General features: G+C 70.7%; 25 protein-coding genes. 5 read left to right on the forward strand and 20 right to left on the reverse strand.

Annotated features, from left to right (window positions below):
• Positions 1 to 194: 194 nt before the first annotated feature.
• The gene (locus V7Z97_RS12760; RefSeq protein ID WP_334163810.1) at positions 195 to 836 is read right to left on the reverse strand and encodes a glutathione S-transferase family protein; all 642 of its coding nucleotides are present in this window, start codon (positions 834 to 836) and stop codon (positions 195 to 197) included.
• Between the two features lie 71 nt (positions 837 to 907).
• A complete protein-coding gene (locus V7Z97_RS12765) occupies positions 908 to 1,519 on the reverse strand; it encodes a DUF2306 domain-containing protein (protein ID WP_334163811.1) in 612 nt (203 codons plus the stop codon).
• A gap of 160 nt (positions 1,520 to 1,679) precedes the next feature.
• Here V7Z97_RS12765 and V7Z97_RS12770 point away from each other — a divergent pair, with 160 nt between their 5' ends.
• The gene (locus V7Z97_RS12770) at positions 1,680 to 2,432 is read left to right on the forward strand and encodes a LytTR family DNA-binding domain-containing protein (RefSeq protein ID WP_334163812.1); all 753 of its coding nucleotides are present in this window, start codon (positions 1,680 to 1,682) and stop codon (positions 2,430 to 2,432) included.
• Positions 2,433 to 2,444: 12 nt separating this feature from the next.
• On the opposite strand, the gene V7Z97_RS12775 is transcribed toward V7Z97_RS12770, so the two are convergent.
• From V7Z97_RS12775 to V7Z97_RS12785, 3 genes are read right to left on the reverse strand one after another with little or no spacing between them, the layout of a single operon-like run.
• The gene (locus V7Z97_RS12775) at positions 2,445 to 4,268 is read right to left on the reverse strand and encodes a DUF885 domain-containing protein (RefSeq protein WP_334163813.1); all 1,824 of its coding nucleotides are present in this window, start codon (positions 4,266 to 4,268) and stop codon (positions 2,445 to 2,447) included.
• 11 nt (positions 4,269 to 4,279) lie between these two features.
• Positions 4,280 to 6,088: a DUF885 domain-containing protein gene (locus V7Z97_RS12780; RefSeq protein WP_334163814.1), complete on the reverse strand. Its 1,809-nt coding sequence runs from the start codon at positions 6,086 to 6,088 to the stop codon at positions 4,280 to 4,282.
• Between the two features lie 14 nt (positions 6,089 to 6,102).
• Complete coding sequence (locus V7Z97_RS12785; protein WP_334163815.1) at positions 6,103 to 7,959, reverse strand: DUF885 domain-containing protein; 1,857 nt, start codon at positions 7,957 to 7,959, stop codon at positions 6,103 to 6,105.
• 186 nt (positions 7,960 to 8,145) lie between these two features.
• Between V7Z97_RS12785 and V7Z97_RS12790 the strand changes: the two genes are divergently transcribed.
• Together V7Z97_RS12790 and V7Z97_RS12795 are read left to right on the forward strand one after the other, a co-directional pair.
• Positions 8,146 to 9,438, forward strand: coding sequence for a M20/M25/M40 family metallo-hydrolase (locus tag V7Z97_RS12790; protein ID WP_334163816.1), 1,293 nt, complete (start codon positions 8,146 to 8,148; stop codon positions 9,436 to 9,438).
• Positions 9,435 to 10,661, forward strand: a complete 1,227-nt coding sequence (locus V7Z97_RS12795) for an NAD(P)/FAD-dependent oxidoreductase (RefSeq protein WP_334163817.1) — start codon at positions 9,435 to 9,437, stop codon at positions 10,659 to 10,661. The genes V7Z97_RS12790 and V7Z97_RS12795 overlap by 4 nt, the downstream gene beginning before the upstream one ends.
• A gap of 10 nt (positions 10,662 to 10,671) precedes the next feature.
• Here the strand turns inward: V7Z97_RS12795 and V7Z97_RS12800 are convergent, their stop codons facing one another.
• Positions 10,672 to 11,553, reverse strand: a complete 882-nt coding sequence (locus V7Z97_RS12800; protein WP_334163818.1) for a TauD/TfdA dioxygenase family protein — start codon at positions 11,551 to 11,553, stop codon at positions 10,672 to 10,674.
• A gap of 147 nt (positions 11,554 to 11,700) precedes the next feature.
• Between V7Z97_RS12800 and V7Z97_RS12805 the strand changes: the two genes are divergently transcribed.
• Complete coding sequence (locus V7Z97_RS12805) at positions 11,701 to 12,531, forward strand: phytanoyl-CoA dioxygenase family protein (protein WP_334163819.1); 831 nt, start codon at positions 11,701 to 11,703, stop codon at positions 12,529 to 12,531.
• On the opposite strand, the gene V7Z97_RS12810 is transcribed toward V7Z97_RS12805, so the two are convergent.
• The 13 genes from V7Z97_RS12810 to V7Z97_RS12870 all read right to left on the reverse strand — a co-directional run bounded on the left by V7Z97_RS12810 (position 12,528) and on the right by V7Z97_RS12870 (position 21,771).
• Entirely contained in the window at positions 12,528 to 12,755 is a 228-nt protein-coding gene (locus tag V7Z97_RS12810) for a hypothetical protein (protein ID WP_334163820.1), read from the reverse strand. The genes V7Z97_RS12805 and V7Z97_RS12810 overlap by 4 nt on opposite strands.
• A gap of 19 nt (positions 12,756 to 12,774) precedes the next feature.
• Entirely contained in the window at positions 12,775 to 13,047 is a 273-nt protein-coding gene (gene infA, locus V7Z97_RS12815; protein ID WP_325461684.1) for a translation initiation factor IF-1, read from the reverse strand.
• 42 nt (positions 13,048 to 13,089) lie between these two features.
• On the reverse strand, positions 13,090 to 13,449 hold the full coding sequence (locus V7Z97_RS12820) for a DUF6481 family protein (RefSeq protein WP_334163821.1): 360 nt from the start codon (positions 13,447 to 13,449) through the stop codon (positions 13,090 to 13,092).
• Between the two features lie 8 nt (positions 13,450 to 13,457).
• Positions 13,458 to 13,658: a hypothetical protein gene (locus V7Z97_RS12825; RefSeq protein ID WP_334163822.1), complete on the reverse strand. Its 201-nt coding sequence runs from the start codon at positions 13,656 to 13,658 to the stop codon at positions 13,458 to 13,460.
• A gap of 233 nt (positions 13,659 to 13,891) precedes the next feature.
• On the reverse strand, positions 13,892 to 14,629 hold the full coding sequence (locus V7Z97_RS12830) for a dienelactone hydrolase family protein (protein WP_334163823.1): 738 nt from the start codon (positions 14,627 to 14,629) through the stop codon (positions 13,892 to 13,894).
• Positions 14,630 to 14,638: 9 nt separating this feature from the next.
• Positions 14,639 to 15,457, reverse strand: a complete 819-nt coding sequence (locus V7Z97_RS12835) for an SDR family NAD(P)-dependent oxidoreductase (protein WP_334163824.1) — start codon at positions 15,455 to 15,457, stop codon at positions 14,639 to 14,641.
• Between the two features lie 99 nt (positions 15,458 to 15,556).
• Positions 15,557 to 15,769 carry a hypothetical protein gene (locus tag V7Z97_RS12840; RefSeq protein WP_334163825.1) on the reverse strand — a complete coding sequence of 71 codons (213 nt, stop codon included), beginning with the start codon at positions 15,767 to 15,769 and terminating at the stop codon, positions 15,557 to 15,559.
• Positions 15,766 to 16,686 (reverse strand): DUF5996 family protein, encoded by a 921-nt coding sequence (locus V7Z97_RS12845; protein ID WP_334163826.1) that lies wholly within the window; start codon positions 16,684 to 16,686, stop codon positions 15,766 to 15,768. The genes V7Z97_RS12840 and V7Z97_RS12845 overlap by 4 nt, the downstream gene beginning before the upstream one ends.
• A gap of 134 nt (positions 16,687 to 16,820) precedes the next feature.
• Positions 16,821 to 18,884: a cell cycle histidine kinase CckA gene (cckA, locus tag V7Z97_RS12850; RefSeq protein ID WP_334163850.1), complete on the reverse strand. Its 2,064-nt coding sequence runs from the start codon at positions 18,882 to 18,884 to the stop codon at positions 16,821 to 16,823.
• 106 nt (positions 18,885 to 18,990) lie between these two features.
• On the reverse strand, positions 18,991 to 20,079 hold the full coding sequence (gene flhB, locus V7Z97_RS12855) for a flagellar biosynthesis protein FlhB (protein WP_334163827.1): 1,089 nt from the start codon (positions 20,077 to 20,079) through the stop codon (positions 18,991 to 18,993).
• A gap of 3 nt (positions 20,080 to 20,082) precedes the next feature.
• On the reverse strand, positions 20,083 to 20,841 hold the full coding sequence (gene fliR, locus V7Z97_RS12860; protein ID WP_334163828.1) for a flagellar biosynthetic protein FliR: 759 nt from the start codon (positions 20,839 to 20,841) through the stop codon (positions 20,083 to 20,085).
• A 26-nt stretch (positions 20,842 to 20,867) separates the two neighbouring features.
• Complete coding sequence (fliQ, locus tag V7Z97_RS12865) at positions 20,868 to 21,131, reverse strand: flagellar biosynthesis protein FliQ (RefSeq protein WP_325461694.1); 264 nt, start codon at positions 21,129 to 21,131, stop codon at positions 20,868 to 20,870.
• A 349-nt stretch (positions 21,132 to 21,480) separates the two neighbouring features.
• Positions 21,481 to 21,771 (reverse strand): hypothetical protein, encoded by a 291-nt coding sequence (locus V7Z97_RS12870; RefSeq protein ID WP_334163829.1) that lies wholly within the window; start codon positions 21,769 to 21,771, stop codon positions 21,481 to 21,483.
• A gap of 275 nt (positions 21,772 to 22,046) precedes the next feature.
• Between V7Z97_RS12870 and V7Z97_RS12875 the strand changes: the two genes are divergently transcribed.
• On the forward strand, positions 22,047 to 23,033 hold the full coding sequence (locus V7Z97_RS12875; protein ID WP_334163830.1) for an alpha/beta hydrolase: 987 nt from the start codon (positions 22,047 to 22,049) through the stop codon (positions 23,031 to 23,033).
• On the opposite strand, the gene V7Z97_RS12880 is transcribed toward V7Z97_RS12875, so the two are convergent.
• Positions 23,030 to 25,324: an FG-GAP-like repeat-containing protein gene (locus tag V7Z97_RS12880; protein ID WP_334163831.1), complete on the reverse strand. Its 2,295-nt coding sequence runs from the start codon at positions 25,322 to 25,324 to the stop codon at positions 23,030 to 23,032. The two genes, V7Z97_RS12875 and V7Z97_RS12880, sit on opposite strands and share 4 nt — an antisense overlap.
• Between the last annotated feature and the right edge of the window lie 48 nt (positions 25,325 to 25,372).

Consider the following 25,372-nt stretch of genomic DNA (forward strand, 5'->3'; position numbering starts at 1 on the left):
GGGGCTCGGCGCCTTCGAGGCCGACTTCGACCACATGAGCGAGCTGACCGGCCGCTTGGCGGAGGAGGCGAGCCAGCAGGCAAGGCAGGCGGCGCCGGCGTAGGGCGACGACGGCGCCGTCCGACGACTCCGACCGCGACCATGGATGCATGGCCGCGGCCGGAGTGCGGACCTCTAGGGGACCCGCGGCGACCTCATTCAGCCGGCTCGGGCTGCTTCTGCTGCTGGGCCGCGATGATCCCGTCGTCGATCTCGGCGGCGCGCAGGGCGGCCGGCCGGGCGGTGTGGCGCGCCGCATAGGCCTCGAAAGCGGGGCGCTTCTCGAGCGTGCCGAACTGCATGCCCCAGGCGAGGTGCGAGGCGAGGTAGAGGTCGGCGGCGCTGAACCGGTCGCCGGCCACGAACTCGCGGTCCTTGAGGTAGCCCTCCATGGCGTTCAGCACCCGGGCCATGCTGCCGAAGCCGAGCATGGCCTCCTGGTCGGCCGAGGGCTGGACGCCCATGGCCGCGACGCCCACCGCCTGCTCGATCGGCCCGGCCGCGAAGAACAGCCATCGGTAGTAGGGCGCCCGCTCCCTGCTGCCGGGCGGCGGGGCCAGGCCGGCTTCGGGGAAGGCGTCGGCGAGATAGGCGCAGACGGCGCCGCATTCGGTGACGACGGCGTCGCCGTGCTTCACGGCCGGCACCTTGCCCATCGGGTTCACGGCCAGGAAGGCAGGATCGTTCTTGCCCCACTCGACCAGCACGGTCTCGTAGGGCTGGCCCACCTCCTCCAGCATCCAGCGGATGATGCGGCCACGGGACATGGGGTTGGTGTAGAAGACGAGGTCGGACATGGGAGCCTCCTTCGGCGGGTTTCGGGCATTCAACACCCGTCCTGCTGCCAGGGCATGTCAGCAATACGCGATCAGGCCGGCTGGAGACGCGGCGCGCCGCGGCGCAGGTAGAGCTCGGCGACCAGCAGGTTGGGGATCCAGGAGATCCAGGCGGTCGCCACGTAGATCTGCTCGAAGGTCAGGCCCGCCATCACGCCGAGCGGCAGGTAGAGGCGCAGGGTCACGGCCGCGAAGGTGAGCGCGAAGGAGCGGATCATCCAGCGCCGGTGCTCGTCGAACCGGCGGTCCCGTGCGGTCATCCAGCCCTGGGCGGTGACGTAGATCCACAGCGGCCCCAAGAGGGCGAAGCCCAGGCCCGCCACGGGGCCGGCGGTCGTGCCGAAGGCGAGGCCGAAGCCTGCCGCGCCGCCGACGATGCAGCTCGTGGCATAGATCCGGCCCAGCCAGCGGTGGAGGCGTGGCAGGCGGCGGCGGACGGCCGGCAGGAACTGGAAGGGGCCGGCCAGCAGGGCGGTGGCCGCGCCGGCGGCGTGCACGGCCAGCCAGGGCCGGGCGAACAGATTGGCCATGACTCCCTCGGACAGAGGGCCGACCTGCGGCACATAGCGGTAGGAGACGACGGCGACGCCGACGCTCAGGAAGGCGGCGAGGCTCCAGGCTGCCAGTTGCAGGACGCGGGACATGGGGGCGGGCTCCGGTTGCGACGGGGCCTGGATCGCCGCGCCCGCCGTCCGTCGTCGAGGGGCGAACCCGCGAACGGCGCCGCGGCTGCGCGAACGGATGCGGCCATTTCGCAAGTCGTGCAGGATCGGGCGCGAACGATTCACGCGCCCGAGAGCCCGGATGCCGCTGACCGCCCTGCCGCCCTGGACCCGCCGCCTGGCCGCCGATGTGGCGCTCTATGTGGCGGTCGGGGTGGTGATGGCCTTCCTGGGGCCTTTCGGCTCGTCCGAGCGGCCGCTTCCGGAGCGGTTCGTCTACTGGTTCATCTGCATGGTCGGCGGCGGCCTGATCGGCACCGCCATCGACGAGCCCCTGCGCCGCAGGGTGAGCCACTTCTGGCTCCGGGTCGGGCTGGCCAGCGTCTTGATGACCCCATTCGTCACCGTCCTCGTCGGCCTGACGAACCACATGTTCAGCAACGGGCGGCTCGGGCCGGAGAACATCGCCCAGCCCTGGTTCCAGGTGCTCGTCGTCAGCTTCGCCACCATGACCTTCCGCCAGCTCGCCTGGGCCCATACGGTGACGCCCGAGGCGCCGCCGGAGGCCCCCGGGGATCCCCTCGCCGCCTTCCGCCGGCGGCTGTCGGCGAAGCGGCGCGAGGCGGTCCTGATCGCGGTCGAGGCCGAGGACCACTACCTGCGGGTCCACACCGACGCCGGCGAGGAGCTGATCACCGCCCGGTTCGGGGACGCGCTCGCCGAGCTCGCCCTGGCGCGCGGCTTCCGCACCCACCGCTCCTGGTGGGTCGCCGCCGACGCCATCGACGAAGTCAGGTGGCTGCGCGGCCGCGGCGAGGCGCGTCTGAAGTCCGGGCTGGTGGTCCCGGTCAGCCGGTCCAACGCCGCGGCCCTGAAGGCCGCGGGCTGGTTCTGAGCGGTCCCGTCCCTACGCCTGGTCGGCGACCCAGTCCTGGACGTGGCGCTCCAGCACCGTCAGCGGCATGGAGCCGGAGAGCAGGGTCGCGTCGTGGAAGGCCTTGAGGTCGAACTTCCGGCCGAGCTTCGCGCGGGCGTCCTCGCGGACCTTGACCCACATGGTGTGGCCGACCTTGTAGCTGCAGGCCTGGCCCGGCGAGGTGAAGTAGCGTTCCACCTCCCGCTGCGAGCGCGAGCGCGTGTTGCCGATGGTGTCGACCATGTACTGGGTCGCCTGCTCGCGGGTCCAACGCTTGTGGTGGATGCCGGTGTCGACCACGAGGCGGGCGGCGCGGAACAGCAGGGACTGCAGGTAGCCGGCCTGGCCCAGCGGATCGCTGCGGTAGGCGCCCATCTCGTCGGCGAGCTGCTCGGCGTAGAGGCCCCAGCCTTCCGAGAAGGCCGAGAACCCGAAGCCGGCCCGGCGCAGCATCGGCATGCCGGTCGACTCCTGCGACAGCGCGATCTGCAGGTGATGGCCCGGCGAGGTCTCGTGGTAGGTCAGCGTCGGCAGGTTGTACCGGGGCCAGTCCGCCGTGTCCTTGAGGTTGATGTAGAAGGCCGCCGGCCGCGAGCCGTCGAGGGCGGCGGGCTGGTAGTAGCCGTTGGACGCCCCGTCCTGGATGAAGGCCGGAACCCGGCGGACCTCCACCGGCGCCTTGGGCAGGGTCGCGAAAGCGCTCGGCAGCTGGCGGTAGATATCCTCCACCTGCCTGTTGAGGTCGGCGATGACCTGGGCGCGGCCCTCGTCGGTGTTCGGATAGCGCTGCTTCGGGTCGTTGTTCAGGGCGATCAGCCGCTCGGCGACCGTTCCCTGGCTCATCCCCTGGCCCTTGAGGATGGTGTCGATCCGGGCGGAGATCTCGGCCACCTGGTCGAGTCCCATCTGGTGGACCTGGTCGGGGGTGTAGTTGGTGGTGGTCGAGGCCTTCACCGCGTCGGCGTAGTAGGCGCCGCCGTCCGGCAGGGCCCAGGCGCCGGTGTCGGGCTTCGCCCTGGCGCGCGCCGCCTGCATGCCGGCGAGCTGGCGGTCGAGCGCCGGGAACACCTCGGCGGTGACGATCTTCTCGGCCCGTGCGGCCCAGTCGCCGCCGAGCTTGGCCTCGGCGGCCTTCTTGCCCAGGGAGGTGACCATGATGGTGCGCGCCGCCGGCTGGTCGCGCAGGGCCTTCATCTGGCCGATGGCCAGGTCGCAGGCGAAGTCGGGCGGGACGACGCCCATGGCCATGTCCTCGCGCTGGCGGGCGAGATCCTGGTCCATCTGGACGGCGAAGGCGGAGAGCCGCGAGAGCCAGGCTTCGGCGTCGGCGGCGGTCTCCACCCGGTGCTGGCTGTCCATGAAGTCGGGGATGTCCTGGTAGGCCCCGGTCCGCTGGCTGACGACATAGGGGCTGAAGTTGCCGCCGACGTTGCCGAACCGGTACTTGTCGCCGTTCGCGACGGTCCGCTCCTGCTGGTAGAGCACCACGTCGAGGTCGACCTTGGACGCGGGCGAGAGCTTCGTGCGGTCGATGGCGCGCAGGTCGCGCACCCAGCCGCGGGAGCGCTCCAGGCGGCGCTGCTTCGCGGCGGTGGAGGCGTCGTCGAGCTTCGACTTCAGGCCGGCGCGCGGGCCCTTGTCCATGCCGAGCATGGTGGCGAACTCGGGGCTGTCGTCGACGAGGGTCTCGAACATGCGGTCGAGCTGGGCGCGGAGCTTCGCATCCTCGGAGCCCTGGGCCAGGGCCGGGGTGGCGGCGACGAGGACGGCGCCGGCCGAGGTGGCCAGGAAGCTGCGGCGGTCGATGGCGTTCATTCGGTTTCCCCCTAGGCCCGCTGGGCCGCGATGTGACGGTCGACGACGCCCTCCAGCACGGTGAGCGGCATGGCGCCGCCGAGCAGGACGGCGTCATGGAACTTGCGGATGTCGAAGCGCGGACCGAGCGCGTCCTTGGCCTTCTGGCGCAGGCGCAGCCAGGTGAGCTTGCCGACCATGTAGCTGCAGGCCTGGCCCGGCCGCACGCAGTAGCGCTCGATCTCGGTGGTGGCGGAGGAGACCGGGCTGCCGTCGATGGAGACCATGGTCTCGATGGCCTTCTCGCGGCTCCAGCGCTTGGCGTGCAGGCCGGTGTCGACCACCAGGCGCGCGGCGCGGAACAGGGCGGCCTGCAGCATGCCGATCTCGCCCAGAGGGTCGCCCTCGTACATGCCCATCTCCAGGGCCAGTTCCTCGGTGTAGAGGGCCCAGCCTTCGGCGAAGGCGGAGAAGCCGGCGGTGCGGCGGAGCATCGGCGCGTCGCCCTCCTGCTGCAGGGTGCGCTGCAGGTGATGGCCCGGGATGCTCTCGTGGTAGGTGAGGGTCTTCAGGGTCCAGGTCGGGTTCTCGGCGGAATCCCGCAGGTTGATCCAGTAGATGCCGGGCCGGGAGCCGTCGAGCGCGGGGCGGTTGTAGTAGCCGCCGGGCGCGCCGGCCTCGATGAACTTCGGCACCCGGCGGACCTCGACGGCGGCCTGCGGGAGCTGGCCGAAGTACTGCGGCAGCTTCGGCCGGATGCCCTCCACGTACTTGTTGAGGTCCGCGATCAGCCGCTCCTTGGCCTCGTCGGTGTTGGGGTAGTGGTATTTCTCTTCCTTGAAGAGGGCGGCGATCCGCTCGCCCACCGTGCCCTTCGTGTAGCCCTGGCCCTTGAGCAGGACGTCGGCGCGGGCCGATAGCGACCTGGCGGTCTCCAGGCCGAGCGCATGGACCTCGTCGGCGCTGAGCGTCGTGGTGGTCATGTTCTTCAGCGCGTGGCGGTAGTAGGCCTCGCCGTCCGGGAGGCGCCAGCAGCCGGCGTCGTGCACGGCGCGGGGCCGCAGGCTCTCCATCAGCGCGATCTGGCGGTCGAGGGCCGGGATCACCTTCTGGCTGTAGATGGCCGAGGCCTGGGCCTCGTAGTCGCCGGCCACGCCCTTGGCCTTGGCGCGGTCGGCGACGGAGCGGACCAGGGGGGACTCGCCCGGGGCGGTCTTCAGGCCGCGCATCTGGGTCAGCGTCTTGTCGAGGATGAAGTCGGGCGGCACGACGCCTTCGGCCACGTCGCGGCGGACGCGCTCCACCTCCTCGTCCATCACCGTCGCGAAGGCCTCCAGTCGCGCCAGGTAGGCGTCGGCGTCGGCCTTGGTCTCGATGGAATGCTGGGTGCCCAGGAAGTCCGGCTTGTCCTGGTAGGCCCCGGTGAGCTGGGAGAGGACGTAGGGCTGCTGGCCGAAGGCGTCGCCGTAGTCGAACCTGGCGCCCTCGGCGTTGGTGCGGGCGGTGAAGAGGACCGTCTCCCAGTCCGAGCGGCTGCGGGGCGAGAGCTTGCCGCCGTCGATCTGCTCCAGGCGGCGGAGTTGGCCGGCGTTGCGGGCCCGGTCGTCCGCGAGATCCTTCAGCGACTCCCCGTCGAGGCGGGACTTGGCGGCGGCCCGGGCGCCCTTGTCGAGGCCGAGGCGGGTGACCGCCTCGGGCGAGGCGGCCAGGTTCTCCTCGTACATGGCGTCCAGCAGGGCGCGGAGCTTCGCGTCCTCGGCCGAACCCTGCGCGAGAGCCGGACCCGCCAGCGCCGCCGCGCCGGTGGTGAGCAGGAAGGCGCGGCGGTCGATGGCGTTCATCTTCATCCCTTCAATCAAGCTCGCGCGGAGGCGATGTACTGGTCGATGCGGTTCTCGAGAACCGTCAGCGGCATGGCGCCGGCCAGCAGGCCCGCGTCATGGAACTGGCGCAGGTCGAACCGCGGGCCGAGCGCCGCCTTCGCCTTGTCCCGCAGGCGGACCCAGGTCAGCTTGCCCACCATGTAGCTGCAGGCCTGACCCGGCCACACGCAGTAGCGCTCGATCTCGGTCGTGGCGGCGCTGCGGGGGCTTCCGTCGATCGAGGTCATGGTGTCGATCGCCTTCTCGCGGCTCCAGCGCTTGAAGTGCAGGCCGGTGTCGACCACGAGGCGCGCCGAGCGGAACAGGGAGGACTGCAGGTAGCCCACCTCGGCGAGCGGATCGTCGGCGTAGACGCCCATCTCCTGGGCGAGTTGCTCGGCGTAGAGCGCCCAGCCCTCGCCGTAGGAGGAGAAGAACATCGCCCTGCGGATCATCGGCAGGTCCGCCTCCTGCTGCAGGGCGAGCTGCATGTGATGGCCCGGAACCGCCTCGTGGTAGGTCAGCGTCGGCAGGGTCCAGGTCGGGTTCTCCGCCGTGTCGCGAAGGTTGATCCAGTAGATCCCCGGCCGCGAGCCATCGAGAGTGGGCTGGTTGTAGTAGCCGCCGGGCGCGCCGGCCTCGATGAACTTTGGCACCCGGCGGACCTCCACCGGCGCCTTGGGCAGGGTGGCGAACATCTGCGGCAGGCGGGCGCTCATGGCCTCCGCCTGGGCGTTCAGGTCGGCGAGCAGCTTCTCCTTGCCGGCGTCGGTGTTGGGGTAGTGGTACTTCTTGTCCTTGTAGAGCGCCTGGATCCGCTGGCCGACCGTGCCGCGGCTGTAGCCGGCCTTCTTCAGGAGGACGTCGGCGCGGGCGGAAAGCTCGCGGGCCTGGTCGAGGCCGATCTGATGGATCTCGTCCGGGGAGAGGGTGGTGGTCGTCGAGCCGCGCAGCGCCACGTCGTAATAGGCTTCGCCGTCGGGCAGGCGCCAGGCGCCGGCGTCGTGCACGGCGCGGGGCTGGATCTCCTTCATGAAGTCGATCTGGCGCTGCAGGGCGGGCGCGACCTTGTCGCGGTAGATCAGGCTGGCCTGGCCGGCGTAGTCGCCGGCTATGCCCTTCTCCTTCGCCCGGGTGGCGACCGAGGTGACAAGCGGCGAACGCTCTGCCGGCCCAATCAGCGCCGCCATCTGGGTCAGCGAGCGCTCGACCACGAAGTCCGGCGGGATGACGCCCAGGCCCACGTCGTGGCGGGCGCGCTCCAGCTCCTGGTCCATCTGGACCGCGAAGCCGTCGAGACGCGACAGGTAGGCGTCGGCGTCGGCCTTGGTCTCGATGGTGTGCTGGGTCCCCAGGAAGTCCGGGACCTGCTGATAGGCGCCGGTGAGCTGGGACAGGACATAGGGCTGGCCCGCGCCCTGGTAGCCGTACTGGAACCGGCGGTTGCCCTCGTCGGCGACCTCCAGGGTGGCCAGCAGGGTGTCGTAATTCACCGCCGCCATGCCGGTGAGCGGCGCGCGGGGGATCGCCTTCAGCCGGCGGAGCTGGTCGGCGGTGAGCGCCTTGTCGCGGGCCAGATCGGCGAGCGAGGCGTCGTCCAGGCGGGCCTTGGCGGCGGCGCGGTCGTCCTTGTCGAGGCCGAGGCTGGTGACGAACTGCGGGCTGTCGTCCAGCGCCTCGCGGAACACCTGGTCCATGTAGGCGGAGAGCTGCGCCTCGGGCGCGGGGGGCGGCGGCGCGCCGACCGGCGGCGGCTGCGGTGCGGCGACGACGCTGGGTGAGGCGGTGGCGCACCCCACGAGCGCCACGCTGGCGCCGGCGGAAAGCAGGAGATTGCGACGGCTCAGCATGAGCGTCCCCCCAATTGTTACGTTTGTGACCGGAAGGCTTAAGGGTCCCGGGCGCAAGGCCGCAAGCCGCGCGCAAGGCTCTCGCCGTTAAATTCCGGTAATGCGCAAGGACTTCCCCCTGACCGCTGGTCCGCCGCGCGCAGATCGGCTCATATGCGGCCGCTTCCAGCCAAGGATTCCCGACCGATGTTCTCCGCGCCGCGTCCCGTGCTCGCCGCCGTCCTGGCCCTGACCCTCACCAGCGGCGCCGCCGCGCAAGGCCGCGGCGGACCCGAGCAGACAGTCCAGCGGCTGGTCGCCAGCGCGCCCTTCAAGGCCGCCGTGGCGACGCTCGACCGGACGCACGACCAGACCGTGGCCGACACCATCAAGCTGACCGAGATCCCCGCCCCGCCCTTCAAGGAGGAGGCGCGCGCCAAGGCCTACATGGAGATGCTGAAGGCCCACGGCCTGACGGATGTCGAGATGGATGCGGAAGGCAACGTCATGGGCCTGCGCCGCGGCGCGGGTCCGGCCGGCGGCAAGGTGGTGGTGCTGGCCGCCCACCTGGACACCGTCTTCCCCGAGGGCACGCCGATCAAGGTGCGGCGGGAAGGCACCAAGCTGCATGCGCCCGGCGTCGGCGACGACACCCATTCCCTGGCCGTCCTGCTGGCCTATGTCCGCGCGCTCGACGCCGCGAAGATCAGGACGAAGAGCGACATCCTCTTCGTCGGCAACGTCGGCGAGGAGGGGCCCGGCGACCTGCGCGGGGTCCGCTACCTCTTCACCAAGGGCAAGTACAAGGACCGCATCGGCGCCTTCTTCTCCATGGACGGGACCTCGGCCGAACGGGTGACCTACGGCGCGGTGGGCTCCCGGCGGTACCGCGTCACCTTCAAGGGGCCCGGCGGCCACAGCTACGGCGCCTACGGGGTGGTGAACCCCATGGCCGCCATGGGGACCACCGTGGTCGAGATGAACCGGATCACCACGCCGGCCAAGCCGAAGACCACCTATGCGACGAGCGTGGTCGGCGGCGGCACGTCCGTGAACTCCATCCCCGACGCCATCTGGCTGGAGGTGGACATGCGCTCCGAGAGCAAGGAGGAGCTGGCCAAGCTCGACAGCCGCTTCCTGGAGATCGTCAAGGACGCGGTGGCGACCGAGAACAAGGCCCGCAACACCCGCTTCGGGGAGATCAGCGCCGAGGTGAAGCTGATCGGCGACCGGCCGACCGGCTCCACCCGCGAGGACGCCGAGATCGTGCGCGCAACCACCGCGGCGGTGAAGGCCGCCGGCTACACCCCGGTGCTGGGCGCGAGTTCGACCGACTCGAACATGCCGATCAGCCTGGGCATCCCGGCGGTGACCATCGGCTCCGGCGGCACGGGCGGCCGGGCGCACGCGGTGGACGAGTGGATCGACGTGGAGAAGACCCAGTCGGTGCGCGGCCAGGCCGTCGGCCTCGCCGCCGTGCTGGCCATGGCCGGGGTGTGAGCAGGGCCGTCGCCGTCGTCGGCGCAGGCCCGGCGGGGCTCATGGCCGCCGAGGTGCTGGCGGAGGCCGGCTGCCGGGTCACGGTCTACGAGAAGATGCCCTCGGCGAGCCGCAAGCTGCTGATGGCCGGCCGCGGCGGCCTGAACCTGACCCATTCCGAGGACTTCGAGGCCTTCGTGCGGCGCTACGGCGCGGCGGCCGAGCGGCTGCGCCCGATGATCGAGGCCTTTCCGCCGTCCGCCCTCGTGGCCTGGGCCGAGGGCCTCGACCAGCCGACGTTCGTGGGCTCCTCGGGACGGGTGTTCCCGCGGGCGCTGAAGGCCTCGCCGCTGCTGCGCGCCTGGCTCGGCCGGCTGGCGGCGCTCGGCGTGGAACTCCGGACACGCTGGGAATGGCTGGGCTGGGGGCCGGATGGCGCCCTGCGGTTCCGCACCCCGGACGGCGAGACAGCCGTCCGGCCGGACGCGACGGTCCTGGCGCTCGGCGGGGCGAGTTGGCCGCGGCTGGGCTCGGACGGCGCCTGGGCCGGGCGGTTTGAGGGGGCCGTGTCCCCGTTCCGCCCATCGAACGTCGGCTTCGACGTGGCCTGGAGCGCGGTCTTCCGCGACCGGTTCGAAGGGCAGCCGCTGAAGAACGTCAGCCTGGGATTCGAGGGCCAGACCGCCCGCGGCGACGCGGTGGTGACACGCTACGGCCTGGAGGGCGGCGCGGTCTACGCCCTCTCCGCCCCGCTCCGCGACGCGATCGAGGCCGACGGCGGAGCCACGGTGACGATCGACCTGCGGCCCGACCAGACGGTGGCCAAGCTCACCCAGAAGCTGCTGCGCCCCCGCAAGGGCGAGAGCCTCGCCAACCAGCTGCGCAAGGCGCTGAACCTGTCGCCGCTGGAGGTGAACCTGCTGCGCGAGTCGGCCGGCAAGGACCTGCCCGCAGAGCCCGCGGCGCTCGCCCGGCTGATCAAGGCTGCACCCCTGCGGCTGACCGGCGTGCAGCCGATCGCCCGGGCGATTTCCACGGCCGGCGGTCTGAAGCTGGAGGCGGTGGACGACAACCTGATGCTGACGTCCCACCCCGGCGTGTTCGCCGCCGGCGAGATGCTGGACTGGGAGGCGCCGACCGGCGGCTATCTGCTGCAGGCGAGCTTCGCCAGCGGCGTGGCGGCGGCGAAGGGCGCCCTCGCCTGGATGGACAGGGACCCGGCCGGCGCCGGCCGCAAGCCGTAGCGCGAGACCTCTAGCCCGCCCGGGCCAGCTCCACCTCGCGGGCCTGCTCGGCCATGGCCGGCCAGGGATCGACGGTGACACGGCGCATGTGGCGGCGCTGGCCCGGATAGTCGTTCAGCGCGAAGTGCCAGACGGAACGGTTGTCCCAGAAGGCCACCGAGCCCTTCGCCCAGGTGAACCGGCAGGTGAAACCCTCGTAGCGGCAGTGGTTGAACAGGTAGTCGAGGAGGGCCTTCGACTCCGAGGTCTTCCAGCCGTCGATCCTGAGCGTGAAGGCGGGGTTGACGTAGAGCGCCTTGCGGCCGGTCTCCGGGTGGACGAGCACGACCGGGTGGACGTACTCGCCGACGTAGCCGTCGGCCTCGGCCACGCTCATCCCCTTGCGCTTCTGGGCGGAGTGGCCCTGGGCGGAGTACTCGCGGCTGGCGGAGTGGACGGCGCTCAGCGTCTCCAGCGTCGCCTTGAGGCCGGGCGACAGCGCGTCGTAGGCCGCCGCCTGGCTCGCGAACAGGGTGTCCCCGCCCCAGTCGGGCACCTGGACGGCGTAGAGGATGGAGCCGATGGCCGGCGTCTGGAGGAAGCTCATGTCGGAGTGCCATCCGCCGCCGAAGTTGATGCGGTCCTCCGGCTCCTTGACGATCTCCATGACCTCCGGCTGGTCGGCCATGCCGGCGACGTAGGGGTGGATGTTCAGCGGCCCGAAACGGGCGCCGAAGGCCACCTGACGGGCGGGCGTCAGCTCCTGGTCGCGGAAGAAGACCACCTGGTGCTCGACCAGCGCCTGGCGGATGGCGGCGATGGTGGCGTCGGGCAGGTCCTGAGCAAGGTCGACGCCGGAGATCTCCGCGCCGAGCGCGCCGGCGACGCGGCGGATCTTCAGGGGCTGGACCATGGGACGTCCTCCGTTGTCGGTGGAAACATCCCCCTCGCCTCTCCCGCTGGCAAGCCGAGCAGGTCTGAAGGCGCCCGCAGGGCTTCTGCAACCGTTGGCCTCCGCGGCGGCGACCAGGGTAAAAGGGACCGGGGAGGATTTTCGGCCATGGACGTCGCCACCCACCGCTTCGACGCCGACGCGCACGCCCGGCGCATCGAGACGCAGGGCTACACCGTCATCGAGGACTTCCTGGACGCGCCGACGGTCGCGTCCGTGCGGCAGGGCCTCGCGCCCTATCTCGGAAGCCACCACGGCCGCAATGACTTCGAGGGCTTCAGGACCGAGCGGGTCTACACCCTGGTCGCGCGCGGCAAGGTGTTCGAGGACATCACCGAGGAGCCCCGGCTGATGGCCCTGCTGGGCCGGTTCCTGCAGCCGGGCTTCCTGCTGACCGCCAGCCAGGCGATCTGCATCCATCCCGGCGAGACGGCGCAGGACATCCATGTGGACGACGGCTTCTACCGCCTGCCCCGCCCGCGGCCGGCGATCAGCTATACGGTGATCGTGGCGGTGGACGACTTCACGGCCGAGAACGGCGGCACGGAGATCGTGCCGGGCAGCCATCTGTGGACCCAGGCCGAGATCGACGCGCGGCGCGACGAGCTGGAGGCGATGCTGACGCCAATGGTGATTCCGTCGGGGGCGGCGGTGGTGTTCGCCGGGACGCTGCTGCACCGCGGCGGCGCGAACCGCAGCAGCAGGCCGCGGCTGGCCTTTACCAACCAGTACTGCGAGCCGTGGGGGCGGACGCAGGAGAACTTCTATCTGGGGATTCCGCGCGAGCAGGTGGCGGCCATGTCGCCCCGGCTGCAGCAGCTCCTGGGCTACGACGTCTGGCCGCCGTTCATGGGCCAGGTCACCGCCTCGCACCCGGCCAAGGCCCTGGAGCCCGGCTGGGTCCCGCCGGTGGTCCAGCAGCGGCCGCGCCAGCCCTAGAAGGGGACGACGTCGCCGCCGGCGGAGGACGGCCCCGGGTCGAGCCGGGCCAGGTAGGCCGAGCCCTCCGGGGTGATGTCCCAGCCCTGGCGGCTGCGGGTGGCGAAGCCGAGCTCCGTCAGCCGCCGGGCGTCGCCGATGTTGAGGAAGGCGGTCACGGAGCCCGCCTGCTTCTGGGCGAGGTTGCGCAGGCAGCGCACCTCCGCCTCGGTCAGGTCCGCCATGCCGCGCCGCCTTCGGCCGTCAGCGCCGACGGTACTGCGGACGCGGCGCGCCCGAGCCCACCCGCGCGCCCTCGGGCTTGTGGCGGTAGGTGATCCGTCCCCGGTCCATGTCGTAGGGGGTCATCTCGACCGTCACGCGGTCGCCGACCATGGAGCGGATCCGGTTCTTCTTCATCTTGCCGGCCGTGTAGGCCAGGATCTCGTGATCGTTCTCGAGGCGCACGCGGAAGCGGCCCTCGGGCAGGAGTTCGGTGATCTGGCCGTCGAATTCGACGAGCTCTTCCTTCGCCAAGCGGAATCCTTTCGTGCTTGAGGGGTGGCCGGTGTCCGGCCGTTACTTTCGGGCCTTGCGGGCGGCGTAGCGGGCGTCCCGCTTGGCCTTGGCCTCGGCCTTGGTCAATGCCTTGCGCTCCTTGCGCTCGCCGCGCTTGGCGTCGAGGGCGGCGGCCACCACGGCCTCTTCGGCCTCGCGCGCGGCGACGACGGCGTCTTCGGCGGCCTGCTTGCGCGCGGCGCGGGCTTCGGCCCGCTCGAGGCGCACGCGGGTCAGTTCGGCCGCGCGCTGAGCGGCGCGTTCGCCGATCTGCGGGTCGGTGACGGTGGGCTTGGGCTGGAACTTGGCCAAGAGCGCCTTGCGGGCGTCAGCCTGGGCTTGCAGGCGGTCGTCGAAACCGTCTCGAAGGGCGTTTCTCATTCGATCCTTTAGGAAGTCGCCGCGCCCAGGAAGACGCGGCCGTTGCGGGCGCGGCGCTCCTCCGCCTCGGCCAGGTCGGCCCAGACGGCGGCGGCGCGCTCGTGCTGTTCTCGGGTGCGGTCGAGGGCGCAGCCCTGGGCCGCCTGGGCGGACGCCTCGGCGCGAGCCCGATATTCGACCGCGCGGATTTCAGACTTCTGCGTCGTCATTCACCCTCCGAGCTCTCAACGCCCGATCAGGCGAGGAGATCAATTTTCGGACAGGGTCGGACGGGGCATCCGGAACCCAAGTCTACGACCAGGTCCAGATTGCCGAGGGATCCAGATCACGATTTGATCTGGCTGATATGGAGATGATCGCCTCGAAAATCAAGGTGATATCTGGATCAACGGCCCGGAGCGCGGCGTTCTTCTAGAGCCATGCGCATGAAATCATGTGCAAATCAGCCGAGGTTCCGCCGCCAGAGCGCAAACAGCCGCTCCCAGTGGCGTTCGGCCGACGGCTTGTCGTAGGCGGCCCGCTGGGGGAAGGCGAAGCCGTGCTCGACGCCGGCATAGAGCTCCACCTCGGCCCGAGCCCGGCCCTGCTTCACCGCGGCGTCGAGCGCCTCGACCATCTCCAGCGGCGCCCAGCGGTCCGTCTCGGCGCAGGCGAAATAGAGCTCGGCCCGGGCCCTCTGCGCGGCCAGGTGCGGGCTGTCGTCCTGGTCGGTGACCAGCTGGACGCCGTAGATCGACGCCGCCGCCCCCACCCGCTCCTGATTCCGCGCCGCGTAGTTGATCGCGTACTGGCCGCTCATGCAGTAGCCGAGGGTCCCGATCGGCCCCTTGCCGGCGGCAAGGTCGCGGTCGGCGAAGTCGAGCAGGGCGTCGGCGTCGTCCATGACGCCGGCGATGGTCAGCGAGCCCATCAGGTCGAACATCCGGGCCCGCGCCGCCTCCTCCGGCAGCGGCGGCAGGTCCGCCAGCTCCATGACGCCGCGCCGGTAATAGAGATTGGGCAGCATGACGTAGTAGCCGACGGTAGCGATGCGGCGGGCCATGTCGCGCAGCTCCTCGCGGATCGCCGGGGCGTCCATGAAGAACAGGATCACCGGATGCGGCCCGTCCCGCTCCGGGTGGACCACGAAGGTGGTGGTGGCGCCGTCCTTCGTGGGGATGTCGATCGTCTGCTCGATCATGGGCTTCTCTCAGACCAGTTCGGCCGGCTTCACGCCGAGCTCCTTCAGGAAGGGCTCGGCGTAGTCGATGCGGCCGGTCATGGTCTTCGGGTCGCCCGAGGCCAGGCGGTAGACCGCCTCGGCAATGTATTCGATCGGCTGCACGCGGTCCTTCGTGGCCTCGTTGATCAGGCCGTGGACGGCGACGCCCGGGGTGTCCACCAGGCCCGGCGAGACCACGTTGACGGCGATATTGTCGTCATAGACCTCGGAAGCGAGGCCCGTCGTGAAGCGCTCCAGGGCCGCCTTGCACATCCCGTAGACGGTGCCGCCGCGGCCGCGTGCGAAGGGCAGCTTCGGGTGCAGGCCGGCCGGCGAGGAGATGTTTACGATCCAGCCCTGCTTGCGCTCCCGCATCGACGGCAGGACGAGCTGGGAGAGGTGGAACGGGGCCCAGACCTGGACCTCCATCATCAGCTTGAACCGCTTCTCCGGGAAGGTCTCCACCGGGATGAAGAAGGTGACGGCCGCGTTGTTCACGAGGATGTCCACGGGGCCGTAGGCGTCCACCGCCTCCCGGACCAGGCGCTCGCGATCCTCCTCCGAGGAGAGGTCGGCGCGGATGAAGGTCGCCTCGCCGCCGGCGGCGCGGATCCGGTCGACGGTGGCGTGCAGGGTGCCGGGCAGCTTGCTCTCGCCGGTCTCGGCGGTGCGGGCCGAGCAGACCACCCGGGCGCCCTCCATGGCGAGGCGGGCGGCGATGGCCTCGCCGATGCCGCGGCTGGCCCCGGTGACGATGGCGTTGCGGCCCTTCATCGAGCCATTGGGATCTATGCGCGCCTCACCCATCACGTTCCTCCGAAATGTCTTTGGTTCCAATCCGCAGACGCTCGCGCCTTGCGCGCCGGGATGCAAGGCGCCTGGAGGACGGGACCGGAGGGAGGCGCTCTAGCGCTTCGGCGCGCCCACCTTGCGGACGACCAGCTCGTCGACCTCGAGCCGGCGCACCCTGAGCCGGCCTATGGTCATGCGGCCTACGGCCAAGCGGCCGATGGCCAGGGCGCCCAGGGCCAGCGCGCCGAGCGCCGCGGCGCCCAGGGCGCCGGCGCCGAGGGCCGCGGCCGGCGACGGTCTGCGCACGGCGGGGACGGGTTCGCTCATGGGGATCTCCGGTCCAGCTCAGCGCGCGGCCAGCCGCCGAGGTCGGCGGCGGCCTCGTAGGCGCGCTGGAAGAAGTTGAGGAGGGCAAAGTCGGGCGCGTGGGACAGGCGCGCGGCCTCATAGGGCAGGACGAACTCCCCGAGCGCCTCGTCGTACTGCGACAGGCGGGTCACGTGGGCGTCGCGGAAGCTCGGCGGCTCGGGATAGGCGTAGGCGTAGAACACCGGCTCCTGTCCCGGCCCGCCCGGCCAGAAGCCGCAGCTCGACACCTCGTGCGAATAGGCCTCCAGACTCACGGAGGCCGGCAGGATCGCCGAGCCCGGGTGCGGCGGCGCGCGGCGGCCGGAGAAGCGGGTCACCGCCAGGTCGAAGCTGCCCCAGAAGAAGTGCACCGGGCTCGACTTGCCGATGAAGCGGCCGCGGAAGACCTTCATCACCCGATCGGCCTGGACCAGGACGCGCCAGAACCGCTGCGCCGCCTCGGCGTCATAGGCGCGATGGACGCGGTCCTGCTCGAAGGGGATGGGCTCGGGCAGTTCGCACGGCGTGGTCCAGATGCGCACACGGACGCCCAGGCGGTCCAGGGCGGCCATCAGCCTTTCGTGGAACTCGGCGACGGTCAACGGCCGCAGGTCCAGGCGCTGGCGCGCGCCGTCGCTGCAGGTCACGTCCAGCCGGTGGTCGAGGAAGTTGAACTCCATTTCGAAGCTGCGGCCACCGTCGGGGATGGCCGAGGTGGTGAGGCCGCGCGGGCTCACATAGAGCGGCACGTGCCACCAGTGGTTCACAGGAGGGGTCAGCGCCATGCGCACCTTGCCGACCACCTGGGTCCACAGATGCAGGGTGGCGGCCGTGTCTGCCCAGTCGTCGTACGCCAGGGGCGGCCAGTCCTTCCGGAGCTGCGCCGAGAGGCTCATCCCCGCGCGTCCCTGGCGCGTCGGACGACCGGTAGGGCTCTGGGCGACGGCGCCGGGGCTTCGGGCACGGGAGGCCTCATGGAAGCTGCAGGCCCGATCATTGGATCGGGGGCGTCGCCGAGGCAAGCGGAGCGTCAGGCCGCCTTCTGCAGCTCCTGCTTCACGCGCTCGGCCAGGGTCTTGATGTCGATCGGCTTGGGCAGGAAGGAGACGTTGGTCTCGCCCTCCAGCAGGTCAGAGAACTCGCTCTCCGCATAGCCCGAGATGAACATCACCGGCGCCGCGCCCAGGTAGCCGCGGGCCTGCTTGAGCAGGTCAGGGCCCTGCATGCCTGGCATGACCACGTCGGAGATCATCAGGTCGATCTGGCCGGCGTGCTCCTCGGCCAGCTCGAGCGCCTCCTCGCCGGAGGCGGCCTCGATGACCTCGTAGCCGCGGGCCCGCAGCAGCTTGGCGGCGACGCCGCGGACCGCGTCCTCGTCCTCCACGAAGAGGATGCGGCCGGCGCCGGAGAGGTCGCGGGCCACCGGGCGCTTGGGCTGCACGGGCTGAACCGGCGGAGAGACGGCCGACGGCACATGGACCGGCAGGAAGATGCGGAAGGCCGCGCCCTCTCCCGGACGCGAGTCGATGCTGATCCAGCCGTCCGACTGCTTCACGATGCCGTAGACGGTAGCGAGGCCCAGGCCCGTCCCCTCGCCCACCGGCTTGGTGGTGAAGAAGGGTTCGAAAATCTTCTCCATGATCTCCGGCGCGATGCCGGGGCCGTCGTCGGAGACCTCGATGAAGGCCTGGTCGCCCTGGGCGCCGGGGTAGCCGAGCTGGTGGGCCTGCTCCTGGGTGAGCCGCGCGGTGCGGATCTTCACCTGGCCGCCGCCGTGGGTGCGCACGGCGTCGCGGGCGTTGACCGCGAGGTTCATCACCGCCGTCTCGAGCTGGCCGCGGTCGGCCTTCACCTGCGGCAGGTTCCGGCCGTAGTCGGTGACGAGCTTGACGTCCTCGTAGAGCACCCGGCGCAGCAGCACCTCGAACTCGCTGATCAGTTCGCCGAGGTCGAGGACCTCGCGCTGGACCGTCTGCTTACGGGAGAAGGCGAGCAGCTTGCGCACCAGATCGGCGGCGCGCGCCGAGGTCTGCCGGATCTCGTTCAGCCCCTCGTAGGAGGGATCGCCCACCGGGTGGCGCGACGCCAGCACGTCGAGCTGCATGAAGATGGCGGTGAGCAGGTTGTTGAAGTCGTGGGCCACGCCGCCGGCCAGCTGGCCGATGGCCTGCATCTTCTGGCTCTGGGCGAGCTGCAGCTCGATCTGCTTCTGCTCGGAGACGTCCACGAGATAGGCGACCCAGCGCCCGTCGGACTTCGACAGGTAGAGGTGGGCGATGCGGGCGGGGTCGTGCGCCAGCCGCACCTCCAGGGCCCCGACGTGGCCGCCGGCCGCCAGCCGCTGGGCGGCGTCGGCGCGGGACGCCGGCTCGATAAGCTCGCCGAACGCCTGGCCGACCTCGCCGCCGCCGGCGACGGCCTTCAGCGCCGGATTGCCCTCCAGGATGGTCGCTTCGAACGGATCCTCGCCCTCCAGCAGGGCGGCGCCGAACGGCGAGGCGGCGGCGAAGGCGTCCAGCACCTTGGGCGGCGGGCTACGGGCGGTGGAGACGGCGTTGATCACCTCCAGGGCCGCGGCCGGCAGGGCCAGCGTCTGGCCATGGCCGGCGAGCCGGACGAGGAAACGGCGGGCGCCCAGGGGGGAGACCAGGGCCTCGTGCTCGGTCCCGTTGGTCCGGATCGAGGCGCGGCCGGTCTCGCCCCGGCGCGCGGCGCCCAGCGCGGCGAACAGGCTGGCGGCGGAGGAGCCGGTCTTGGGCAGACGGTTGGCGCCGCCCAGCACCTTCTTCCAGGCGGCGTTGGCCGCCTGGACCCGGCCGTCGGGCGCGGCGATGGCGGCGGGCTCGGTGAGCGCCTCGATCAGCTTGTCGGCCCCGGGCTCGCTCTCGCTGACGGGCTCGGGCTGGCCGCGCAGGACGAAGAGGCCGAGTGTGGCGACGCCGGCCAGGCCGATGAGCAGCAGGAGGCCGGCCAGGGTCGCGGGCCCGGCGTTCAGAGCCGGCGCGGCGGCAAAGCCCACGGCCAGCAGGAAGAACACCACGGCTGCGGCGGTCAGCGGGTCGAACCCGCGGCGCTTGGCTTTCGGCTCGGCCATGGCGCGCGACGTGGTCTCCGGGTGGTGGGCGGCGAGCCCTATCGAATCACTCATACGCATTCTCTCACAGCACCCGGATTGTCACAGGGCCGGCTCAACTTCCGGTTCACAGCGGCCTCGCCCTTCGCTCCGGCTTGCGGCCGGCGTTCAGGATGAAGCCGATGACCTTGGCCACCGCCTCGTAGTGGGCGGGCGGGATCATTTCCTCGACGTCGACGGCGGCGTAGAGGGCGCGGGCCAGCGGCGGGTCCTCGATGACCGGCACGCCGGCCTCCTCGGCGATGGCGCGGATCTTCAGGGCGAGGGTGTCCAGGCCCTTGGCGACGCAGAGCGGGGCCTCGTCCTCGCCCTGCTCGTACTTCAGCGCGACCGCGTAGTGGGTCGGGTTCATGACCACGACGGTGGCGTTGGGCACCGCCTGCATCATCCGCTGCCGGGCGCGGGTCATGCGCAGCTGCTTCTGGCGGGCCTTCACGTGGGGGTCGCCTTCGGACTGCTTGTAGTCGTCCTTGAGCTCCTGCTTGGACATCCGCATACGGACCATGAAGCGCTGCTTCTGCCAGAACCAGTCGGCCCCGGAGACCACCAGCAGGAGCCCGGCCACGGCGAACACCAGCCGCCTCAGGACGTCGGCCATGAGCGGCAGCATCAGGACGGGGTCGAGGGTGGCCAGGCGGGTGATCGCCGATAGGTGAGGCTTGAGGATCCACCAGGCCAGCAGGGCCACGGCGAAGATCTTCACCACCGACTTCACGAACTGCATCAGGCCGTCGATGCCGAAGACGCGCTTCATGCCCGCCAGGGGCGAGACCTTCTTGAAGTCCATCTTCAGCTTGTCGGGCGTGAACATCAGCCCGGTCTGGACGAGATGCCCCGCGGCGCCCGCGAAGGCCGCCGCGACGATCACCGACAGGATGATCGGGGCAGCCGCGATGAGCGCCCGGCGCGCCACGTCGGCCGCAGCCTGGCCGCTGACGTCGATGCCGTCCGGATCGGCGATGAAGGGCAGCATCTCCACGGCCAGGTTGCGGCACATCCAGCCGCCGGAGATGGCCAGCACGCTCGCCGCCGCCAGGAAGGACAGGAACTGCGGCAGGTCCGGCGTCTTGGCGACGTCGCCCTTGGCCCGCGCCTGCTCGAGCTTTCGCGGGGTAGGTTCTTCTGTCTTCGACGCCTGGTCGCTCTCCTCCGCCACGGGCTAGGCTCCGAAGCGTGCGAGGAGATCGCGGTAGCGATCGGTCCAGACGACGCCGATCACGCCCAGGCTGAGGGCGAAGATCGACAGCCCCATCAGCACCATCAGCGGCGCGGCGACGAAGAAGATCTGGAACTGCGGCATCACCCGGCCGACGAGGCCCGTCGCGACGTTGAAGATCAACGAGAAGACCACCACCGGGGCCGCGAGCTGCAGCCCGAGCGCGAAGGAGGCGCCCACCGTCTGGACGGCGAGCTGGCCGGCGTCGGCCACCATCACCGGCTTCGTGAAGGGGAACAGCTGGTAGGACTTCACGATCGCGCCAATGAACAGGTGGTGCAGGCCGGTGGTCATGACCAGCACGATGCCGATCAGGCCCAGGAAGGTGCCGAGCGTCGTCGACGGCTGGGCCTGGGAAGGGTTGGCGGTCTGGGAGAAGGCGAGCGTGGTCTGGATCGAGACGATCTCGCCCGCCGCCGCGAGCGACGACATGAACAGCCGCAGGATGCCGCCGATCATCAGGCCGATCATGATCTCCTTGATCACTGCGCCCGCCACGCCGCTCAGCGCCTCCGGCACGGGCGGCACGCTCTGGCCGATCAGCGGGAACAGCAGCAGGGCCATGACGAAGGCCAGCGCCATCCGCACCCGCGGCGGGATGAAGCCCTCGCCGATGCCGGGGATCAGCATGATGATCGCCGCCAGTCGCGAGAAGACGAGGCCGGCGGCGTAGACCTGCTGGGCTGTGGCGTAGGTTTCCATGGCGGGACCCTGCCCTGCCCCTTCCGCTACATGGCCGAGATGCGGGCGGCGATCTGGCGCATGAAGCCGCTCATCAGCGCGCCCATCAGCGGCAGGAAGACGAGCAGGGACACGAAGATGGCCACGATCTTCGGCGCGTAGACGAGCGTGGCTTCCTGGATCTGGGTGAGCGCCTGAAAGAGGCCGACGCCCACGCCCACCACGAGACCCACGATGAGGACCGGCGCGCAGAGCTGGATGGTCAGCCAGATGGCGTCGCGGCCGACGTCCAGAACCTCGGCGCCGTTCATGGGGACCTCACGGAAAAGCTTACGGAATCGGCCTCTGGCCGGGTCCAGGTCACCTTCGTCCGGCATGGTTAACGGAAGGCTAAATGGTTAACGAAAGGACTCGCGCTCCGCGTGCTCCGGTGTACCGTGCAGCCTGAAGGTGATCGGGGGATCGCATGGACGACTGGGAGAAGCTGGCCACCGCCATCATCGCGGTCGGGGCGCTGGGCACGGCCGCGTTCGGGGTCGTCGAGGCCTTCGGCAAGGCGCTGGTGATCCGGCGCCGGGGCCTGCCCTTCGTGGGCTTCGGCTGCGTGGACGCCCTGCTCAGGGCCTACGGCCCGGCGCTGCGCTTCACCTATGGCGACAGCTACGCGCAGATCGTGGCGCAGCAGTACCGCGACGGCCGCGCCGCGGGCCGGGCGCCCGAGACCATCCGCAACGGCGTGCGGCTCGCGCTGCCGATGATGGACTTCGACGCCGCCGTCGCCATCGTCGAGCAGGCCTGGGGCCTTGGACGCCAGGCGGCCATAGACCTGGTGAAGGCCCTGCAGGCCGAGCACACAGGCGCCAGGATCACCCCCGCCCAGGCGGCCGACGCCGCGGTGATGGCCGGGCGGTTCGGCGTGGCGCTCGACAGCCGGATCGGCGCGGCCTTCACCCTCGCCGAGGAGCGCTACCAGTCGACCGCGCGGTGGCTGGCCGGCGTAGCGGCGCTCGTCCTTTCCTTCCTGTTCAATCTCGGCATGCGGGGCGTCACCTGCGAGGGGCTGTCCTGCGAGGTGGGGAAGACCGGCGGCTATTCCTGGATCACGGCCCTGCTGATCGGGGGCGACCGCCGTGCCGCTGGCGCCGGTGGCCAAGGATCTCTCGAGCGCGCTCACCGAGGCGCTCAGGGCCTGGAAGCAGGTCGGCTCGGCGACCCGGGGCTGAGGCGTGTACGTCCTCTCCTTCCGCGACCTGTCCGGACGCCACGCCCAGGGGATCACCGCGGGCGAGCTGCTGGAGTTCCCCTCGGTCGGCAAGACCACCGACTGGCGCCGGCCGGAATCGCTGCGCGACCGGTTCCTCGCAGGCGAGGTCCGCCGGGTGGACTGGGGCGACGTGGGGGGCGTCTTCGCCGACCGGCGGGTCTGCTTCATCGTCCACGGCTTCAATGTCGACCGCGACCATGGCTATGCCGGCTACGGCGCCATGGCCCAGGAACTGCTGGGTCTCGGGCCCGCGCTGGACCTGCCGCCGGTGACCGGAGCGGATCTGGTGATCCCCATCCTCTGGCCGGGCGACTGGTATCTGCCGGCGATCAACTATCCCTTCGAGATGGGCGACGTGCGCGAGACCGGGCGGCGGTTCGGCGCCTTCCTGCGCGGGCCGGCCTCGCTGGCGGCGAGCTTCGCCTTCGTCAGCCACAGCCTGGGCGCCCGGGTGGTGCTGGAGACGATCACCCAGGCGGTGCTGTCCGGGCCGCCGCCCCAGGCGTCCTTCGAGCTGGCGATCCTCTCCGCCCCCGCCGCCGACCAGGACGAACTCGACAACCCGCGCTACCACGCCGGCGTGAAGGTGCTGGAGCGGATCATGGTGGTCAGCTCGCCGGACGACGAGGTGCTGGGGTTCGCCTATCCCGCCGGCAACATCATCGAGGCGGCGCTATGGCGCGGCGAGAAGGCGCGGGCCCGCGCGCTCGGCCGCCACGGCCCCAAGGCGCTGAAGCCCCAATCCGCGGCGCGCGAGAAGCTCCGCTGGTTCCAGATCGCCGAGGGACCGGCCGACCCCTGCCTGCACGGCGACTACTTCCCCGCGCCATGGGCAGGCGCCGCGAAGGCCTGGAACCGGCAGCGCAAGGCGTTCGGCCGCTTCCTGCACCAGGCGCTGGGGCCGGGGTTCAAGCCCGGCTGGCCGCCGGAGCGCGAGCTGCCGCGCTAGGCTCCGAAGATCCAGTCGCCCGTCAGGCTTGCGAGCTGGACGCCGACCAGAACCATCCGGCCCCCGCCATCCATGCTGATGACCACATCCGCGCCGACCTGGGCGGTGGTGTAGGTGGTCCCGGGCAGCAGGTTCACCCGGTCCCCCTCGGCCCGGTTGAAGTCCAGCACGCGATCCAGGCCGGCACCGCCATGGGTGTGGAAGAGGTCCGCGCCGACCCCGCCCGTGATGGTGTCGTCGCCGCGGTCCCCGGCGATCCAGTCGTCCCCTGCGCCGGCGTCGAGCACGTCGTCGCCCTGGCCGCCCCGGACCCAGTCGACGCCGTCGCCGCCGAACTGGGTGTCGTTCCCGAGGTTGCCGTAGACCACGTCGTCGCCGTCGTCGCCGGAGAGGCGGTCGTCGTCCTTGCCGCCCACGACCCAGTCGCCGCCGGCGCCGCCGGAGACGGTGTCGTTCCCGGCGTTGCCGTGGACGTCGTCGAAGCCGTCGCCGCCGGAGATGCTGTCGTCGCCGTCCTCGCCACGGAGGTAGTCCATGCCGCCGAGGCCCGACAGAGTGTCGCCGCCGGCGCCGCCGAACGCCCGTTCGTTCCCCTCCCGCAGCTGGATGAAGTCGGCGCCGGAGGAGCCCGCCACCTGGGCATTGGCGGCGAAGCCCTGCAGACCCTGCGCTCGGCCCACCGCCAGATAATGCTCGAGTCCCGAGGCGTAGGCCCCGGCGGTCACCGCCACGGCGACCGAGGGGTTTTCGGTCAGGTAATAGGCCTCGTTGAAGCCAGCCGCGCCGCGCAGCGCGGGGTTGAGGCCACCGGGGCCGGTGTAGAGCTTGTCGTCCGCCAGGACCTCAAAGAAACGAAGGCCCTGCATGGTGTCGACCTCGCTGATGAAGCCGAGCCGCCCGTCCGGGGTCATGTAGGGATAGAACTTGCCATCGTAGCTTGCGCCGGCCGAGACCGACAGGGTGTGGAACTGCTCCCACATGACCGACACGAACTTGCCGGCGCCGGTGTTGACGTAGATCTCGTTGGACCAGGTCTTGGCGGTCATGCCGCCCGCGCCGAGCTGGGGGGGCGCGGGCATGACGATGTCCACGAACCCGTCGCCGTTGACGTCCATCAACTGGGCCTCGTGGGAGCTTTCGTTCTGGCCCAGCCAGGTGTTGTAGAGGACTGTGTTCGTGACGTCCTCGAACTGCAGCCCGCCCTTGTTGCGCAGGAACTGCACGACGCCCGCCGGGCTCTCGCCGTACGGCGTCCAGACCATTGAGAAGACCAGGATGTCCTTCAAGCCGTCGTTGTCGAAATCCAGAACCTGGAGCTGGATGTCGTGCGAGAGCTGGTCGCCCAGCTGCGAGTTCATCCCGGCATACTTGGGATCGGCCTCGAAGTAGGGCTGGGGAAGCGCGATCAGCCGGCCTGAGGCCATGGTCGCGCCGAGCTCGATGTCCGTGATGACGTAGGTGTCGGCGTCTTTCCAGTCGAGCGACGAGTAGAGGTCGGTGACCACCACTTCGGGGCGGCCGTCGCCGTCGAGGTCGGCGATGATGCTGGCCGACCCGCTGGACCAGTTCGTCGCGTTCCAGGGGTCGCTCATCGTCTTGAGCTCCTCGAGCGGCCGGTCGAGCACCAGCGGCAGAGGCGTGAAGGCGCCGCCCCCCTGGTTGACCTGCAGGAGGAGCACGGCGCCGTCCTGACTGATGCCCTGGACCCAGTTGCCGCCGTTGCCGGTGTACAGGAAGGGCTCCAGGGTCTTCTCCGCCCAATAGGCGGAGAGCACCATGTCCGGGAGGCCGTCGCCGTTGATGTCGCCGACCTCGCCCTCATGAGCCGCCACCTTCGGACCGACGGTCTGCTGAACGAAGCCGGCGTCCGTCCGCACGAACAGAAAGCTGGGAGTGGTGACGAAGGGGCTCTCATTGTGGCCCACCATCATCAGGTCGTTGCGGCCGTCGCCGGTGAAGTCGGCGATCCGCAGGATCGCGGTCCCGGGGGAGCTGTCGCGGCCGAGGAAGGTGGCGGCGTCGAGCATGGTGGGACCGTTCGGGCCGGTGGATATGACCGTGATTGGCACCTCCGGCGGTGTCCCCACCGCGTCCCACCCGCGATAGGACCAGCCGGTGACGACGATCTCCGGCCAGCCGTCACCGGTCAGATCTCCCATGGCGTGGTAGAGCACCTGGCCGACATCGCCTCGGACGAGAGGGGTTCCCACCTCGCGGGCGCTGAACAGGCCCACGTTCCACTGCACGCTCGACGGCAACGGATTGAGAACGAAATCGGCGGGCCCGGCCATGGGTACACACTCCTCAAGGTACTTCCCCGAGGGTACTGGCGGCGGTTT

This window comes from Phenylobacterium sp. (assembly GCF_036821595.1).
GTDB lineage: Bacteria > Pseudomonadota > Alphaproteobacteria > Caulobacterales > Caulobacteraceae > Phenylobacterium.

What these genes read in the sequence shown, in the direction of transcription:
- V7Z97_RS12760 (WP_334163810.1), bottom strand. Translation starts at nt 836, where the DNA reads ATGTCCGACCTCGTCTTCTACACCAACCCCATGTCCCGTGGCCGCATC.
- V7Z97_RS12765 (WP_334163811.1), bottom strand. Translation starts at nt 1,519, where the DNA reads ATGTCCCGCGTCCTGCAACTGGCAGCCTGGAGCCTCGCCGCCTTCCTG.
- V7Z97_RS12770 (WP_334163812.1), top strand. Translation starts at nt 1,680, where the DNA reads ATGCCGCTGACCGCCCTGCCGCCCTGGACCCGCCGCCTGGCCGCCGAT.
- V7Z97_RS12775 (WP_334163813.1), bottom strand. Translation starts at nt 4,268, where the DNA reads ATGAACGCCATCGACCGCCGCAGCTTCCTGGCCACCTCGGCCGGCGCC.
- V7Z97_RS12780 (WP_334163814.1), bottom strand. Translation starts at nt 6,088, where the DNA reads ATGAACGCCATCGACCGCCGCGCCTTCCTGCTCACCACCGGCGCGGCG.
- V7Z97_RS12785 (WP_334163815.1), bottom strand. Translation starts at nt 7,959, where the DNA reads ATGCTGAGCCGTCGCAATCTCCTGCTTTCCGCCGGCGCCAGCGTGGCG.
- V7Z97_RS12790 (WP_334163816.1), top strand. Translation starts at nt 8,146, where the DNA reads ATGTTCTCCGCGCCGCGTCCCGTGCTCGCCGCCGTCCTGGCCCTGACC.
- V7Z97_RS12800 (WP_334163818.1), bottom strand. Translation starts at nt 11,553, where the DNA reads ATGGTCCAGCCCCTGAAGATCCGCCGCGTCGCCGGCGCGCTCGGCGCG.
- V7Z97_RS12805 (WP_334163819.1), top strand. Translation starts at nt 11,701, where the DNA reads ATGGACGTCGCCACCCACCGCTTCGACGCCGACGCGCACGCCCGGCGC.
- V7Z97_RS12810 (WP_334163820.1), bottom strand. Translation starts at nt 12,755, where the DNA reads ATGGCGGACCTGACCGAGGCGGAGGTGCGCTGCCTGCGCAACCTCGCC.
- V7Z97_RS12820 (WP_334163821.1), bottom strand. Translation starts at nt 13,449, where the DNA reads ATGAGAAACGCCCTTCGAGACGGTTTCGACGACCGCCTGCAAGCCCAG.
- V7Z97_RS12825 (WP_334163822.1), bottom strand. Translation starts at nt 13,658, where the DNA reads ATGACGACGCAGAAGTCTGAAATCCGCGCGGTCGAATATCGGGCTCGC.
- V7Z97_RS12830 (WP_334163823.1), bottom strand. Translation starts at nt 14,629, where the DNA reads ATGATCGAGCAGACGATCGACATCCCCACGAAGGACGGCGCCACCACC.
- V7Z97_RS12835 (WP_334163824.1), bottom strand. Translation starts at nt 15,457, where the DNA reads ATGGGTGAGGCGCGCATAGATCCCAATGGCTCGATGAAGGGCCGCAAC.
- V7Z97_RS12840 (WP_334163825.1), bottom strand. Translation starts at nt 15,769, where the DNA reads ATGAGCGAACCCGTCCCCGCCGTGCGCAGACCGTCGCCGGCCGCGGCC.
- V7Z97_RS12845 (WP_334163826.1), bottom strand. Translation starts at nt 16,686, where the DNA reads ATGAGCCTCTCGGCGCAGCTCCGGAAGGACTGGCCGCCCCTGGCGTAC.
- cckA (WP_334163850.1), bottom strand. Translation starts at nt 18,884, where the DNA reads ATGGCCGAGCCGAAAGCCAAGCGCCGCGGGTTCGACCCGCTGACCGCC.
- fliR (WP_334163828.1), bottom strand. Translation starts at nt 20,841, where the DNA reads ATGGAAACCTACGCCACAGCCCAGCAGGTCTACGCCGCCGGCCTCGTC.
- fliQ (WP_325461694.1), bottom strand. Translation starts at nt 21,131, where the DNA reads ATGAACGGCGCCGAGGTTCTGGACGTCGGCCGCGACGCCATCTGGCTG.
- V7Z97_RS12880 (WP_334163831.1), bottom strand. Translation starts at nt 25,324, where the DNA reads ATGGCCGGGCCCGCCGATTTCGTTCTCAATCCGTTGCCGTCGAGCGTG.